The organism is Enterobacter cloacae complex sp. 302F9 (assembly GCF_050030335.1).
GTDB lineage: Bacteria > Pseudomonadota > Gammaproteobacteria > Enterobacterales > Enterobacteriaceae > Enterobacter > Enterobacter hormaechei_C.
Window position 1 is genome coordinate 3,904,124 of the sequence record NZ_JBLGUC010000001.1, and the last position, 15,450, is coordinate 3,919,573.

At 54.2% G+C, this 15,450-nt stretch carries 15 protein-coding genes and 1 other RNA gene; 3 read left to right on the plus strand and 13 right to left on the minus strand.

Translation table 11 applies throughout. The annotated features are described in order from the left end of the window. The first annotated feature begins 24 nt into the window (after positions 1 to 24). Both ssrS and ACQG0T_RS18915 read left to right on the plus strand, forming a co-directional pair. Positions 25 to 208: non-coding RNA, 6S RNA (gene ssrS, locus ACQG0T_RS18910), on the plus strand. Between the two features lie 24 nt (positions 209 to 232). Beyond that, the gene (locus ACQG0T_RS18915) at positions 233 to 829 is read left to right on the plus strand and encodes a 5-formyltetrahydrofolate cyclo-ligase (protein WP_017692706.1); all 597 of its coding nucleotides are present in this window, start codon (positions 233 to 235) and stop codon (positions 827 to 829) included. A gap of 154 nt (positions 830 to 983) precedes the next feature. Here ACQG0T_RS18915 and serA read toward each other — a convergent pair whose 3' ends face one another. Beyond that, entirely contained in the window at positions 984 to 2,216 is a 1,233-nt protein-coding gene (gene serA / locus ACQG0T_RS18920) for a phosphoglycerate dehydrogenase (protein ID WP_252051600.1), read from the minus strand. Between the two features lie 266 nt (positions 2,217 to 2,482). Further along, positions 2,483 to 3,142, minus strand: coding sequence for a ribose-5-phosphate isomerase RpiA (gene rpiA / locus ACQG0T_RS18925; RefSeq protein ID WP_003860091.1), 660 nt, complete (start codon positions 3,140 to 3,142; stop codon positions 2,483 to 2,485). A gap of 127 nt (positions 3,143 to 3,269) precedes the next feature. Here rpiA and argP point away from each other — a divergent pair, with 127 nt between their 5' ends. Then, positions 3,270 to 4,163: a DNA-binding transcriptional regulator ArgP gene (gene argP / locus ACQG0T_RS18930; RefSeq protein ID WP_003860089.1), complete on the plus strand. Its 894-nt coding sequence runs from the start codon at positions 3,270 to 3,272 to the stop codon at positions 4,161 to 4,163. Positions 4,164 to 4,205: 42 nt separating this feature from the next. On the opposite strand, the gene ACQG0T_RS18935 is transcribed toward argP, so the two are convergent. The 11 genes from ACQG0T_RS18935 to ACQG0T_RS18985 all read right to left on the minus strand — a co-directional run bounded on the left by ACQG0T_RS18935 (position 4,206) and on the right by ACQG0T_RS18985 (position 15,425). Then, positions 4,206 to 4,928: an oxidative stress defense protein gene (locus ACQG0T_RS18935; protein ID WP_032654935.1), complete on the minus strand. Its 723-nt coding sequence runs from the start codon at positions 4,926 to 4,928 to the stop codon at positions 4,206 to 4,208. 92 nt (positions 4,929 to 5,020) lie between these two features. Beyond that, positions 5,021 to 5,656: an arginine exporter ArgO gene (argO, locus tag ACQG0T_RS18940; protein WP_032682211.1), complete on the minus strand. Its 636-nt coding sequence runs from the start codon at positions 5,654 to 5,656 to the stop codon at positions 5,021 to 5,023. 148 nt (positions 5,657 to 5,804) lie between these two features. Further along, positions 5,805 to 6,659 (minus strand): small-conductance mechanosensitive channel MscS, encoded by an 855-nt coding sequence (gene mscS, locus ACQG0T_RS18945; RefSeq protein ID WP_023295393.1) that lies wholly within the window; start codon positions 6,657 to 6,659, stop codon positions 5,805 to 5,807. Positions 6,660 to 6,846: 187 nt separating this feature from the next. Continuing rightward, complete coding sequence (fbaA, locus tag ACQG0T_RS18950; RefSeq protein ID WP_017692704.1) at positions 6,847 to 7,926, minus strand: class II fructose-bisphosphate aldolase; 1,080 nt, start codon at positions 7,924 to 7,926, stop codon at positions 6,847 to 6,849. A 92-nt stretch (positions 7,927 to 8,018) separates the two neighbouring features. Next, positions 8,019 to 9,182 carry a phosphoglycerate kinase gene (gene pgk / locus ACQG0T_RS18955; protein ID WP_271040451.1) on the minus strand — a complete coding sequence of 388 codons (1,164 nt, stop codon included), beginning with the start codon at positions 9,180 to 9,182 and terminating at the stop codon, positions 8,019 to 8,021. 49 nt (positions 9,183 to 9,231) lie between these two features. Beyond that, positions 9,232 to 10,251: an erythrose-4-phosphate dehydrogenase gene (gene epd, locus ACQG0T_RS18960; RefSeq protein ID WP_015571810.1), complete on the minus strand. Its 1,020-nt coding sequence runs from the start codon at positions 10,249 to 10,251 to the stop codon at positions 9,232 to 9,234. 293 nt (positions 10,252 to 10,544) lie between these two features. Beyond that, positions 10,545 to 11,255: a nucleoside/nucleotide kinase family protein gene (locus ACQG0T_RS18965; RefSeq protein ID WP_023295395.1), complete on the minus strand. Its 711-nt coding sequence runs from the start codon at positions 11,253 to 11,255 to the stop codon at positions 10,545 to 10,547. Further along, a complete protein-coding gene (locus tag ACQG0T_RS18970; protein ID WP_271040452.1) occupies positions 11,252 to 11,761 on the minus strand; it encodes an MltR family transcriptional regulator in 510 nt (169 codons plus the stop codon). Before ACQG0T_RS18970 ends, ACQG0T_RS18965 begins: the two co-directional genes overlap by 4 nt. A 15-nt stretch (positions 11,762 to 11,776) precedes the next feature. Continuing rightward, the gene (gene glpX, locus ACQG0T_RS18975) at positions 11,777 to 12,748 is read right to left on the minus strand and encodes a class II fructose-bisphosphatase (RefSeq protein ID WP_023295396.1); all 972 of its coding nucleotides are present in this window, start codon (positions 12,746 to 12,748) and stop codon (positions 11,777 to 11,779) included. Beyond that, on the minus strand, positions 12,745 to 14,022 hold the full coding sequence (locus ACQG0T_RS18980) for a zinc-binding dehydrogenase (protein WP_023295397.1): 1,278 nt from the start codon (positions 14,020 to 14,022) through the stop codon (positions 12,745 to 12,747). Before ACQG0T_RS18980 ends, glpX begins: the two co-directional genes overlap by 4 nt. A gap of 23 nt (positions 14,023 to 14,045) precedes the next feature. After that, entirely contained in the window at positions 14,046 to 15,425 is a 1,380-nt protein-coding gene (locus ACQG0T_RS18985; RefSeq protein WP_023295398.1) for a PTS mannitol transporter subunit IICB, read from the minus strand. Between the last annotated feature and the right edge of the window lie 25 nt (positions 15,426 to 15,450).

Below are 15,450 nucleotides of genomic sequence, written 5' to 3' on the forward strand. Positions count from 1 at the left end.
TGGTAGAGTAACTGTGAAGACAAAATTTCTCTGAGATGTTCGCAAGCGGGCCAGTCCCCTGAGCCGATATTTCATACCACAAGAATGTGGCGCTCCATGGTTGGTGAGCATGCTCGGTTCGTCCGAGAAGCCTTAAAACTATGACGACACATTCACCTTGAACCAAGGGTTCAAGGGTTACAGCCTGCGGCGGCATCTCGGAGATTCCCTCTCTTTTCTTCTACCGACTACCATGACTCAACTCCCTGAAGTTTCTGCTTCACGCCAGGACATCCGTCAGCTTATTCGCCAGCGTCGTCGCGCCCTAAGCGCCGAGCAACAGGCACAGTTTGCCCAGCAGGCCGCCGCCCGCATGATGGCCTATCCGCCTGTGGTGATGGCAAACACCGTCGCGCTGTTTCTCTCGTTTGATGGTGAGCTGGATACCCAACCGCTTATCGACCAGCTCTGGCGCGCCGGGAAAAAAGTTTACCTGCCGGTTCTGCATCCCTTTAGCCCGGGCAATCTGCTGTTTCTGCACTACCATCCGCACAGCGAGCTGGTGGTGAATCGTCTGAAAATCACCGAACCCAAACTCGACGTGCGCGACGTGCTCCCGCTTTCCGGGCTGGATGTGCTGATTACGCCGCTGGTGGCGTTTGACGAGCAGGGCCAGCGATTGGGCATGGGCGGGGGATTCTATGACAGGACGCTACAAAACTGGCAGCAGTACGGATTGCAGCCGGTGGGGTATGCGCATGATTGCCAGGGCGTGGAGGCATTACCCGTAGAGAAATGGGATGTGCCGTTGCCGGCGGTGGTGACGCCCAGTAAAACCTGGACCTGGTAGAACAAAGCCGGGTGGCGGCTACGCCTTACCCGGCCTACATAAATCCTCGAACATTGCAGGTCGGGTAAGCGTAAGCGCCACCCGACACACAAACCGCACGACAACTGTAGGTCGGGTAAGGCGCAGCCACCACCCGACGCCACAAACTGCACCATCAGTACAACAGGCGCGCGCGAATCGTCCCCGGAATGGCCTTCATGCTCTGCAATGCTTTCTCGGCGATGTCTTCATCCGCTTCGATATCAATCACCACATAACCCATCTGCGAGTTAGTTTGCAGATACTGCGCGGCAATGTTAACACCCTGCTCAGCAAAAATCTGGTTGATGGCGGTCAGCACGCCAGGACGGTTTTCGTGGATGTGCAGCAGACGACGCCCACCGTGCAGCGGCAGAGACACCTCCGGGAAGTTCACCGCAGAGAGCGTTGAACCGTTGTCGGAATATTTGCTCAGCTTACCCGCCACTTCCAGGCCGATATTCTCCTGCGCTTCCTGAGTAGAACCGCCGATATGCGGCGTCAGGATCACGTTGTCGAACTCGCACAGCGGAGAGGTGAACGGATCGCTGTTGGTGGCCGGTTCCGTCGGGAATACGTCAATCGCCGCACCCGCCAGATGCTTACGCTTCAGCGCGTCGCACAGCGCAGGAATGTCAACCACAGTGCCGCGCGCGGCGTTGATCAGCAGAGAGCCCGGCTTCATCAGCGCCAGCTCTTCCGCCCCCATCATGTTTTTGGTGGACGCATTTTCCGGCACGTGCAGACTGACCACGTCACTCATATTCAGCAGATCAGAGAGATGCTGCACCTGCGTCGCGTTACCCAGCGGCAGCTTGCTTTCGATATCGTAGAAAAACACGTGCATGCCGAGGGATTCCGCCAGAATACCGAGCTGCGTACCGATGTGGCCGTAACCGATAATCCCAAGCTTTTTACCACGCGCTTCGTAGGAGCCCGCAGCCAGCTTATTCCACACGCCGCGGTGTGCTTTGGCGTTAGCTTCCGGAATGCCGCGAAGGAGCAGCAGCAGCTCGCCAATCACCAGCTCCGCCACGGAACGGGTGTTAGAGAACGGCGCGTTAAAGACCGGGATACCACGTTTTGCGGCGGCATTCAGATCAACCTGATTGGTGCCGATGCAGAAACAGCCAATCGCCACCAGCTTTTCCGCCGCAGCAATAACGTCTTCAGTCAGTTGGGTACGGGATCGCAGGCCAATGAAATGGGCATCACGGATGGACGCTTTCAGCTCTTCAGTGTCCAGCGAGCCTTTGTGAAATTCGATGTTGGTGTAGCCTGCTGCGCGAAGGCTATCGAGCGCTTTCTGGTGCACGCCTTCAACCAGCAGGAATTTAATCTTGTCTTTCTCCAGTGATACCTTTGCCATTTACCCGACCCTGTTTTTATCTGAACTGATGTTGTGCTGGATATAAATCCCGTGCAGCCAACATATCAAAAAAAACTATTGCAGCAATATGAACGTTTGCGTCGGCACTCTGAAGAAAAGTCATACAGAGCAAAATGGCAGAGGAAAATGCTGCGGAATATTACGAACGCGGCAGGATCGGCAAAAGAGGCGGAAAAACGTGACACAAGTCACCGAATTTAGCTTTTCAAAAATTTTTTAGCGGGGGGAGCGTTCCCCCCGTCAGATCATTTTACGATGGTTTTTACACCGTCAGCCGTGCCGATCAGCGCCACATCCGCGCCACGGTTGGCAAATAACCCTACGGTAACGACGCCTGGAATGCCGTTGATCGCATTTTCCAGCGCAATGGCATCGAGGATCTCAAGGCCGTGAACGTCGAGGATCACGTTGCCGTTGTCGGTCACCACACCCTGACGGTATTCCGGACGACCGCCCAGCTTCACCAGTTGACGTGCCACGGCGCTGCGCGCCATCGGGATCACTTCGACCGGCAGCGGGAAATTCCCCAGAATGTCGACCTGCTTGGAGGCGTCCGCGATGCAGATGAACTTATCCGCAACGGAGGCAATGATCTTCTCGCGCGTCAGCGCCGCGCCGCCGCCTTTGATCATCTGCATATGGCCGTTGATTTCATCCGCGCCATCAACGTAAATGCCCAGACGGTCCACTTCGTTGAGGTCGAAAACGGTGATGCCGAGGCTTTTCAGCTTTTCCGTGGAAGCATCGGAGCTGGAAACCGCGCCCTCGATCTGCCCCTTCATCGTGCCCAGCGCATCGATAAAGTGCGCCGCCGTCGACCCCGTACCAACACCGACAATGGTACCCGGCTGTACGTACTGGAGAGCGGCCCATCCTACTGCTTTTTTCAGTTCATCCTGCGTCATGATCGTTTTGCCTGTGGTGTGAAAACTCAGGGCGCATTATAGAACACGTCGAATGGATTTCGTCTGCCACGAAGGGAAAATTGTGTCATAGTGCAGATTAAGCAAAATTAAGGAGTCAGCCAGAGCAATGAAACGTCCGGACTACAGAACACTACAGGCACTTGATGCAGTTATTCGTGAACGCGGTTTTGAGCGCGCGGCGCAAAAGCTGTGCATCACCCAGTCCGCCGTATCACAGCGTATCAAACAGCTTGAAAACATGTTCGGGCAGCCGCTGCTGGTGCGTACCGTACCGCCGCGTCCGACGGAGCAAGGACAAAAGCTCCTCGCCCTGCTGCGGCAGGTTGAACTGCTGGAAGATGAGTGGCTGGGCGATGAACAGACCGGCTCCACGCCGCTGCTGCTGTCGCTGGCGGTGAACGCCGACAGTCTGGCAACCTGGCTGCTGCCGGCCCTTGCGCCGGTGCTGGCCGACTCCCCTATCCGCCTGAATCTCCAGGTTGAAGACGAGACCCGCACTCAGGAACGCCTGCGCCGTGGCGAAGTGGTTGGTGCGGTCAGTATTCAGCCTCAGGCGTTGCCAAGCTGTCTGGTGGATCAGCTGGGCGCGCTGGATTACCTGTTTGTCGGTTCAAAAGCTTTTGCCGAGCGCTACTTCCCGAACGGTGTGACCCGCGCCGCGCTGCTGAAAGCGCCTGCCGTCGCTTTCGACCATCTGGACGATATGCATCAGGCTTTCCTGCAACAAAACTTCGATCTGCCGCCGGGCAGCGTACCGTGTCATATCGTTAACTCGTCCGAAGCCTTCGTACAGCTCGCGCGTCAGGGAACCACCTGCTGCATGATCCCGCATTTGCAGATTGAGAAAGAGTTGAAAAGCGGTGAGCTGATTGATTTAACCCCGGGGCTGTATCAGCGCCGGATGCTGTACTGGCACCGTTTTGCGCCGGAAAGCCGCATGATGCGCAACGTCACTGACGCGCTGCTGGCGTTTGGGCATAAGGTGTTAAGACAGGATTGAAAAACTAGCCGGGTGGCGGCTTCGCCTTACCCGGCCTACGGGTTACTGAGCGGGCTTTTCAGTCGGCTCCAGCTGGAACACCACATCAACCTGATCGTCGAACTGAATGGTTGGCTGCTCGTAGGTTTCCTGAGCAGAAACCGGCGCGGCGTCCGCCTTCATCATCCGAACCATCGGGCTTGGCTGGTAGTTTGAAACGTGGTAGCGCACGCTGTAAACCGGACCGAGCTTGGTCTTGAAGCCGGATGCCAGCTGCTGCGCCTGATGAATGGCATCATCAATCGCCGCTTTACGCGCTTCGTCTTTATATTTCTCCGGTTGCGCAACGCCCAGCGAGACGGAACGAATTTCGTTCAGCCCAGCCTTCAGCGCACCATCCAGCAATCCGTTGAGCTTATCAAGCTGGCGTACAGTCACTTCCACAGTACGCACGGCGCGATAGCCTTTCAGGATGCTTTTGCCGTTCTGGTAGTCGTAATCCGGTTGGGTACGCAGGTTCGCAGAGCTGATGTCTTTTTTCGCGACACCGTTCTGTTCCAGGAAAGAGAGGTATTGCGCAACACGATCGTCTGCCTGTTTCTTGGCGGAAGCAGCATCTTTCGCCGCCACGTTCACTTCAATTGCCAGGGTTGCAACATCCGGTACCGCATCCACGCTTGCCGTGCCTGAAGTGACAATGTGCGGGCCGTTTGGCAGTTCATTCGCCTGCACCGACACCGTACCTAAACTTACTAATGCCGCCAGGGCCATCACCTTAAACTTCACTGTCATTCCTCCATGTTGCGAAGAGTGCCCTGTTAACAGGGCTCATGCCAGCAAGCTTAGCGGGTCTTGTTCAGATGTCCATAAGACAACGCTTAGTTGAACAGTCCCTGTACGTGATGAATCCCCTCTTTCGCCAGCTGGAAGGCAATAAACCACATCACCAGCCCCACCAGCGTGTTAATGATGCGCTGCGCTCTGGCAGTCCGCAGCCGTGGTGCCAGCCACGCCGCCAGGATCGCAAGACCGAAGAACCAGAGGAAGGAGGCGCTGACCGTACCGAGCGCAAACCAGCGCTTGGGCTCAACGTCCAGCTGTCCACCCAGGCTGCCGAGCACCACAAAGGTATCAAGGTAGACGTGCGGGTTAAGCCACGTCACGGCGAGCATGGTGACGATAATCTTCCAGCGCCCCTGCTTCATCACTTCGGCGCTCGCCAGCTCAAGATTGCTGCTCATGGCCGTTTTCAGGGCGCCAAACCCGTACCACAGCAGAAACGCTACGCCGCCCCAGGTAACCAGCGCCAGCAGCCACGGCGACTGCATCAGCAAGGCGCTGCCGCCAAAAATCCCGGCGCAAATCAGTAGCAAATCGCTCACCGCGCACAGCAGGGCAATCATCAGATGATACTGGCGGCGAATGCCCTGGTTCATCACAAACGCATTTTGTGGACCAAGGGGAAGGATCATGGCCGCGCCTAACGCAAGCCCCTGAAAATAATAAGATAACATGACGTAATTCTTGCAGAGTTGTCCTGGAGGCAGACTATACTGCGGGAACGGCATTAGAGGAAATTGATAATATTAATTGGGGATTAGCCGGGCTAATAAAAGAAAAGCCCGGTGTCGCTGACGCTTACCGGGCCTACGTTAAAGCAAATTATTCGGCTGCTTTCTCGCGTTTGAGATTTACGTCCATCTGCGGATAAGGGAAGCTGATACCGTTAGCATCGAAATCACGCTTGATGCGCTCCAGCACATCCCAGTAAACGTTTTGCAGATCGCTGCTTTTGCTCCAGATGCGCACCACAAAATTAATGGATGACGCACCCAGCTCGTTCAGACGAACGGTCTGCTCGCGGTCCTTCAGAATACGATCGTCAGAGGCAATGATGTTGGCGATCAGCGACTTCACCTGATCGATATCGGAGTCGTACGCCACGCTGATGATCAGCTCGTTACGACGCACCGGCTCGCGGGAGAAGTTAATGATATTGCCCGCAATGATTTTCCCGTTCGGGACTACCACAATGCGACCATCCACGGTACGCAGGGTCGTAGAGAAAATCTGTACCTGCAACACGGTACCGGCAATACCGCCCAGATCCACATACTCACCGGAACGGAACGGACGGAAGGTCACCAGCAGTACGCCCGCCGCCAGGTTCGACAGCGAACCCTGCAATGCCAGACCAATGGCCAGACCGGCAGCACCGAGCACAGCGATGACGGATGCGGTCTGCACGCCGACACGCCCCAGCGCCGCAATCAGCGTAAAGGCGATGATGCCGTAACGGACCAGCGCGGAGAGGAAATCGGCGACTGTGGCATCAATGTGTCGTGCGACCATCACCCGGTTGACAGCGTTCGATACGATACGCGCCACGATCATCCCGACAATGATGATGGCAATAGCGGCAACAATATTCACGGCGTAGCTCAGCAGTAGCGCCTGGTTGCGCACCAGCCAGTTACCCGCGTTATTGATGCTGTCTACAACATCAAGTTGTTCCATTTATTCTTCCTTTTGCTAAACCAAAACACAAAATCTGTCCCTTAAGGGGACAGGCAGGTCAGTAAAGGGTAAACAAAAAGAGCGGGTAATGCCAAACAGATCACAAAATTGGGTATTGCAGGATATTGAAAAAGCATAAAAAAAGGCCCGCATATGCGGACCTTCTTGACGCTATGAACAGCTCAAATTACAGAACGTCAACCGCGTTCAGTTCTTTGAATGCCTGCTCCAGACGAGTAATCATAGAAGTCTGGGCAGCGCGCAGCCATACGCGTGGATCGTAGTATTTCTTGTTCGGCTGGTCTTCGCCTTTCGGGTTGCCCAGCTGACCTTGCAGGTAAGCTTCGTTGGTTTTGTAGTATTGCAGGATACCGTCCCAGGTTGCCCATTGGGTGTCGGTATCGATGTTCATTTTCACTACGCCGTAGCTTACGGAATCTTTGATTTCCTGAGCAGAAGAACCGGAACCGCCGTGGAAGACGAAGTTCAGGCTGTTGTGCGGCAGGTTGTGTTTCTTAGACACGTATTCCTGAGAATCACGCAGGATGGTCGGGGTCAGAACCACGTTACCTGGTTTGTATACGCCGTGTACGTTACCGAAGGACGCTGCGATGGTGAAGCGTGGGCTGATTTTGCTCAGCTCGGTGTAAGCGTAATCAACGTCTTCTGGCTGAGTGTACAGAGCAGAAGCGTCCATGTGGCTGTTGTCCACACCGTCTTCTTCACCGCCGGTGCAACCCAGTTCGATTTCCAGGGTCATGCCCATTTTGGACATACGCGCCAGATACTTAGAGCAGATCTCGATGTTTTCTTCCAGAGACTCTTCGGACAGGTCGATCATGTGAGAAGAGAACAGTGGCTTACCGGTTGCTGCGAAGTGTTTTTCACCTGCGTCCAGCAGACCGTCGATCCATGGCAGCAGTTTTTTCGCGCAGTGGTCAGTGTGCAGGATAACCGGAACACCGTAGTGCTCAGCCATCTGGTGAACGTGATGTGCGCCAGAGATAGCACCCAGGATAGCAGCGCCCTGAGGAACGTCAGTTTTCACGCCTTTACCTGCGATAAACGCAGCGCCGCCGTTAGAGAACTGAACGATAACCGGTGCTTTAACTTTTGCAGCGGTTTCCAGTACGGCGTTGATGGAGTCGGTACCTACGCAGTTAACTGCTGGCAGTGCGAAGTTGTTTTCTTTAGCTACCTGGAACACTTTCTGTACGTCATCACCAGTGATAACGCCAGGTTTTACGAAATCAAAAATTTTAGACATGTTGCTTAGTCCTGTATCTTCGGCCGTTAGAAAAGGTGCGAGCTCTGATAAGCGCGCTGAAAATTGGGCAGGTTTCCCTGCCCCTGAATGGCTTACTTCTTAGCGCGCTCTTCGAGCATTGCTACTGCTGGCAGGACTTTACCTTCCACGAATTCGAGGAATGCGCCGCCACCAGTGGAGATGTAGGAGATCTTGTCAGCGATACCGAACAGATCGATAGCTGCCAGGGTGTCACCACCGCCTGCGATAGAGAACGCTTCGCTGTCTGCGATAGCGTTAGCCACGATCTCAGTGCCTTTGCGGAAGTTCGGGAATTCGAACACGCCGACAGGACCGTTCCACAGGATAGTTTTTGCGTTTTTCAGGATTTCAGCCAGTTTCTGTGCAGAAACGTCGCCCAGGTCCAGAATTTGCTCTTCATCTTTGATGTCGTAAACAGACTTCAGGGTTGCAGTAGCAGTTTCGGAGAACTCGGTAGCTACACGAACGTCAGTTGGAACCGGGATATCACAGGTGCTCAGCAGACGTTTGGCTTCGTCAACCAGATCCGCTTCGTACAGGGATTTACCCACGTTGTGGCCTTGCGCAGCAACGAAGGTGTTCGCGATACCACCGCCAACGATCAGCTGGTCAGCGATTTTGGACAGGGAATCCAGTACGGTCAGTTTGGTAGACACTTTAGAACCACCAACGATAGCGACCATTGGACGAGCAGGTTCTTTCAGAGCTTTACCCAGCGCTTCCAGTTCGTCAGCCAGCAGCGGACCTGCACAGGCGACGTCTGCGAATTTACCGATACCGTGGGTAGATGCCTGCGCACGGTGAGCCGTACCGAATGCATCCATCACGAATACGTCGCACAGCGCAGCGTATTTTTTGGACAGGGTTTCGTCGTCTTTCTTTTCGCCTTTGTTGAAGCGAACGTTTTCCAGAACAACCAGCTCACCTTCGGCAACTTCCACGCCGTCCAGGTAATCTTTCACCAGGCGAACCGGGCTGGACAGTTTGTCTTTCAGGTAATTAACAACCGGCAGCAGAGAGAACTCTTCGTTGTACTCGCCTTCAGTTGGACGGCCCAGGTGGGAGGTGACCATCACTTTAGCGCCCTGCTTCAGAGCCAGTTCAATGGTTGGCAGAGATGCACGGATACGCGCGTCGCTGGTCACTTTGCCATCTTTAACCGGTACGTTCAGATCGGCACGGATGAAAACGCGTTTACCTGCCAGATCCAGATCGGTCATCTTAATTACAGACATGGTGAATCCTCTCGTTGATTCTTAAAGTTTTGCAAGCGCAAGGTGCGCTCTACCTGAAACCTTTTGCGGCCATGGCTAACGTGGTGTCGAGCATTCGGTTAGCAAAGCCCCATTCGTTATCACACCAGACCAGCGTCTTGATAAGGTGCGCACCACTGACTCGCGTCTGCGTGCCATCCACGATGGCGCTGTGCGGGTCGTGGTTAAAATCTACTGAGACCAACGGTAATTCCGTATAGTCAACTATACCATGAAATGCTCCCTGTGCCGCTTTTTGCAGCAACAGGTTGACTTCACAGGCTTTTACCGGTTTTTTCACCGTCACGCTAAGATCGATTGCGGTGACGTTTATCGTCGGCACGCGCACGGCAATCGCTTCGAAACGGTCGTTAAACTGCGGGAAAATACGGGTGATCCCGGCAGCCAGTTTCGTATCCACCGGAATGATGGACTGGCTCGCCGCGCGAGTGCGCCGTAAATCCGGATGGTAGGCGTCGATGACCTGCTGATCGTGCATGGCGGAGTGAATCGTGGTCACGGTGCCGGATTCAATGCCATACGCATCGTCTAACAGTTTAATGACCGGAATAATGCAGTTGGTGGTGCAGGAGGCGTTGGAGACAATGCGGTGTTCAGCTTGCAGCTCGTGCTGGTTGACGCCAAACACGACGGTGGCGTCGAGGTCGTTACTGCCGGGATGGGAGAACAGCACTTTTTTCGCGCCAGCATTCAGATGCGCTTCGCCATGTTCACGGTTACCGTACACGCCGGTACAGTCCAGCACCACATCCACACCCAGTTCGCGCCAGGGCAGCCCTTCAATACTGTTCTCATGCAGCACGCGGATGGCATCGTCACCGACGAACAGCTGTTCCCTTTCCTGGCGAACGTCCCAGGCAAAGCGACCGTGGCTGGTGTCATATTTCAACAAATGCGCCATGCCCGCAGCATCCGCCAGTTCATTGATTGCCACCACGGTGATTTCCGCACGACGCCCGGATTCATATAAAGCACGAACCACGTTGCGTCCGATGCGACCGAAGCCATTAATCGCTACGCGTACGGTCATAGATCTCCTGCAAAGCTATCCCTGAGTTTGAGGTGGCTGAAAGAGTAATCCAGCGACGCCCGAAGGGGAATCCTTGCTGTCACAAACTGCGATTGATTGGTCAATTGTCGAACATTTAATCGACTGAAACGCTTCAGCAAGAATAAGCGAATCGGGGAATAAAAGGAATCTCTGTCCAGATTAAGAGCGATTTTATCTGATCTCCATCACATTTTTCCGGAATAATCCCTTTTCCTCCCGCCACGTAAAAACGCGGCGGGTCGACCGGAGCCCCTACTGAAAGCCGCTGAGGATCAGACGAGTCGGTATTCGCCATTTGCCGACATCATCAGTTCAACATTGGCAGGACGGCTGTGACGCAAAACACGCTCCACGTTTGGCCCGTCGGTGCGCGCATAAAACGCGTCGGCGTCGGCCTGAGAGAGTCCGCCGGCCAGCTTACGTCCAACCAGGCGCTTACGTAAGGCTTCGGCGGGGGCGCGAATAAACAATGAAAAATCACAGTATCCCGTCAGCGTTCGCCATCGTTCGTCATCGAGCAGCAGCCAGTTACCCTCAACAATCACGACAGGGGCCGTTACCACGATTGCATCTTCGACAGGGTCGTGCGTTTGCCGGTCATACTGCGGCCAGGTACCGTCGCCCTCTTTTATCTGCCGCAGATGTTGCGCCAGCCTGTCGACATCAAAGGTCTCCGGGGCGCCTTTGTACGCGCGCAGGTTATGCGCTTCCAGCCAGACGTTGTAGTGATGAAATCCATCCATCGGCAACGTCTGAATCGGAGCGAGCCCCTCCATCTGACGAGAGAGGAATTCCCAGAAGGCGGTCAGCGTGGACTTGCCCGTACCGGGCGGGGCGCTGAGAAAAACAATCGTACGTCTGCTGGCGCTGGCGAAATGCCGTTTCGCCAGTTGCCGCAGCAAAGGCTTATGAACATTTTCAATTTCGTCGTCAGGATAATGTGCTTCTACATATAGCCCATTGACCGTTAGCCCAATTTTCACGGCGTAAGTTCCTTTAAAATTGTCGTTACCGCCAGGGTGAGCGCCGTCTTGATCATTGCGGTAAAGCGCACCTCAGACCATGCGGCAAAGTCAGCAAATTTCATCGACTCCAGCGCGCTGAATAACGTCGCGTTACGGGTGATGCAATTAACGTTGCTGATAAAATCCCAGGTGATGTCATCGGCGAAGCCAGGGATCGTATCCTGCTCGTTCAGATACTGATAAAACTGCGAAAAATGCGTTATGTCGGCGTAGAGCCATTTTTTCATTTTCCCCAGCGCATAGATCAGGCGTAACGCCACATCGATGTCATCAAGCGGCCCACTCCGGGCGAGTAACGGCTTCACTGCATATTCCACGATCTCTTCATCGTTATCGACAAACAGCGACGGCAGAAAACATTTAATGCCCTGGAGTAAAAAAGACTGTGCCGTCGTCATAAATGCGAGGAGGTTATTCTGAGCATCCAGTTGCTCAAGCACATCGTCTTCTGTCAGTGTCGTCATTTGTATCTCGATAAATCACCGTGAATGCAGAGAGTCTATTATATTACACGTTCGATCTGCGCCGCCGATCAGTAAAGTTTGCGTGCGCACACCCTTCGCAACCTGTTGAATACCTTTAACCAGTTCGCCGCCCGTCACGCCCGTCGCGCTGAACAGAATGTCATTGCCCTTTACCAGTTCGCTAAGGGTATAGATACGATTGACTTCCACCTTCATCTCCGCACAGCGACGGTGCTCCTGCACGGCGACCCTACGGTTCTCAGGACTCTCCCCTTTCGCTTCACAAAAATCGATCAGCTCAGCCTGCATATCGCCACCCAGCGCTTTCACCGCGCAGGCGGAGATCACCCCTTCCGGCGCGCCGCCTGTGGTGTACATCAGATCATAGGGATTATCCTGTAAGCAGGTCAGAACGCTGGCGGCGACGTCGCCATCGGGCAGCGCAAACACTTTCACGCCCAGTTGCGTCGCCTCGGCAATTGCATTTTGCAGGCGCGGTTTGTCCAGCGTCACCATCCGCAGATGCTCCAGCGGCTTGCCCAGCGCCCGGGCAACGTTGCGAAGGTTTTCTGCCAGCGGGAGATCGAGGCTGATTGCCCCAGCTGCCGCTGCGTTAACCACCAGTTTTTTCATGTACATATCAGGGGCATGAAACAGGCGGCCCTCAGGCGCAAACGCCATCACAGCCAGCGCATTGCTTTGCCCCATCGCCACCATGCGGGTGCCCTCGATGGGATCGACGGCAATATCCACCGCCGGGCCGATGCCGCTTCCGACCTCCTCGCCAATCCACAGCATTGGCGCATGGTCGATCTCACCTTCGCCGATAACGATACGCCCGCGCATCGCTATCGCGTTTAGCGCCTCGCGCATGGCGGTTACCGCCAGCCCGTCGATTCGGTTTTTATCGCCGCACCCGGTTTGCGGCCAGGCGGCCAACGCCGCCTGTTCCGTAACGCGAAAGAGCGGCCATGCCAGAGACATCATGCCGCCGCCTCCCCAATATCCACACCAAACTGCGCCAGCAGATAGCGCTCTGCTTTTTCATTCCAGATGCCGTGCGTCTCTTCCACAAGCCTTGCCAGCTCCCGGAAAAGCGGATCGGTTTTGCCCTTTTCGGCAAAATCGGCAATGGCCGTTAACGGCATGGTGACACCGTTATAGATAAGCTTCTTGCCTCCAGGAATGTCCGGAAGATTGAGTACCGTATGCGGCACCGCATCAAGGCCGCCGATGTGGGTCACCATAAACGACGGCTGGAGCTGGCCCGTCGCACTCAGCGCAATCGCCTCTTTCATGTCCTCCGTCGAGCCGCCGGAGGTGCCCACCACATGGGTACTGTTGTAATGGACGTTGTAAAAATTAAACGGCACCTTGAAATTGCTGTCCGTTGGTCCGGCGAAGAAATTCAGGCACCCGTCCTCGGCGAGAAGATCGTCTGCCAGTTCAATGACCGCCGGAACCGCGGCATAGACAAACACGTCGTCAAAGCCTGCATTGTCAGTTAATGCGCGTAACGTAGCGGCAGGGTTCTCCAGTTCGGAGGTATTGACATAGATAAGCTCAATACCCTTTTGTGCCGCCAGCTCAACCGGCAGGAGTTTTTCCGCCTGCGCAAGGCGAGCCTCATCGATATCCACCACCACAACGCGCGACGGCTGAATCCCGCCGTTAATCGCATAATCAATAGCGCCAATTCCCATCGGCCCGGCGCAGGCCAGAAGCGCAATATTACCTCCCGGTTTCACGCCCATCCGGTGCTCATAGACATATTGCGTCGTATGATAATTGGCGTTATACGCGCCGATAATGCAGCACATGGGTTCCGCCAGCGAAGCCGCCGCAAAATAGGAGCCGTGATAAGGTAAAACGCAGCCCAGATTAATTGCGACTTCTGGAATAATCATATACGTCGCATTGCCGCCAAAATATTCATAGCTGTAGCCAGCAGAATAACCGGTCGGTAATCCCATTGCCGGTTGTAAAACAAAGCGCTGACCTTTTTTATATTTTTCGGTCAGATTTTTCCCGACCTCAACAATCACCCCGGCGCATTCATGTCCGGTGATGACCGGATGATTTTCCAGATCGTCCGGCACACGTTTATGTTCACTGCCTAATTTCGCTGCCTTCCAGGTTGATAAACAAACGCTGTCAGAAATTACGCTCACCAGCAGTTCATTGTCGCTTATTTCGGGCAGTTCAAATTCACGGATACGAACATCCTGCTTGCCATAAATGGCAGCCACTTTCGTTTTCATAATGACTCCAGAAACCAGATAGATTAATTCGCCGTTAAATGCTTAAAGAGATCGTCAAGCTGCGGATCGCCGAGATAGTTTTTTATCAGCACTAACGGTTTGTCACTGACCCGTTTAGCACGCCCCTCCAGGCTGGCATGGGTAACAATAATGTCCGCATCGTCAGGCACATTTTCGATGGCGTAATGTTTTACGTCGATATCTCGCCCGGCCTTTTCCAGACGCTTGCGGAATGTCGTCGCGCCCATAGCGCTGGAGCCCATTCCGGCATCGCAGACAAAAGCGATGCGCTTAATATCCCGATAAGAAAACTTGCCTTCCTGCTTCATGGCTTTTACGGCGTTGGCAGAATCATTGAAAGTATCTTCCGTTTCAGCTTCATGGCTTTTATCCATTTTTAAGATCAGGGAGGTGACTGCAAAAGAGACCAGAGTGCCTGCCGTTACGCCAGCAATCGTTGCGAGAAAAGCACCCTTAGGTGTTAACGCGAGATAGGCGAAAATCGAACCCGGACTTGGGCCAGCTACCAGACCACCGCCCAACATATTAAATATCCACGTTCCGCTCATGCCGCCAGCAATCATCGCAATCAGCGTCAGCGGTTTCATCAGTACGTAAGGGAAATAGAGCTCATGAATGCCGCCCAGGAAGTGAATAATCATCGCGCCAGGGGCTGATTTCTTTGCCATCCCTTTGCCAAAAAAAGTAAAAGCCAGCAGCAGACCTAATCCCGGCCCGGGGTTGGAGGCCACCATAAAGAAGATGGATTTACCCGTTTCGGAAGCCTGCTGCATTCCCAGCGGATAATAAACACCCTGATCGATAGCGTTATTTAAAAACAGGATTTTTGCCGGTTCGTTAATCAGCGACAGCAGCGGCAAATAGCCCGCATGCACCAGTGCTTCAATACATTCTTTGATAAAGTTATTGGCAATTAACACCGCAGGGCCGATCACTTCAAATCCCAGCAGGCAGAGGAGCATGCCCGCAATACCCAGCGAGAAGTTGTTGATGACCATCTCAAAACCAGCGGGAATGCGTTTATCCAGCAGCCGATCGATGTGCTTAATCACCAGACCGCCAAGTGGCCCCATGATCATTGAGCCGAGGAACATAGGAATATCCGCGCCGATAATCACGCCGATAGTGCCGATCCCCCCCATCACCGCCCCACGTTTGCCGCCAACCAGGTGTCCACCGGTAGAGCCAATCATCACCGGCAATAAATAGGTGATCATCGGACCGACAATTTTGGCAAAATGCTCATTTGGCATCCAGCCGGTTGGAATAAATAATGCGGTAATAAATCCCCAGGCAATAAAAGCGCCAATATTCGGGATGACCATTGCAGTCAAAAAGCCCCCAAAAGCCTGGACCTTTGCACGAGCAGACTTGTGTTCCATAATAATGTCCTGTAAAGGAGAGAAT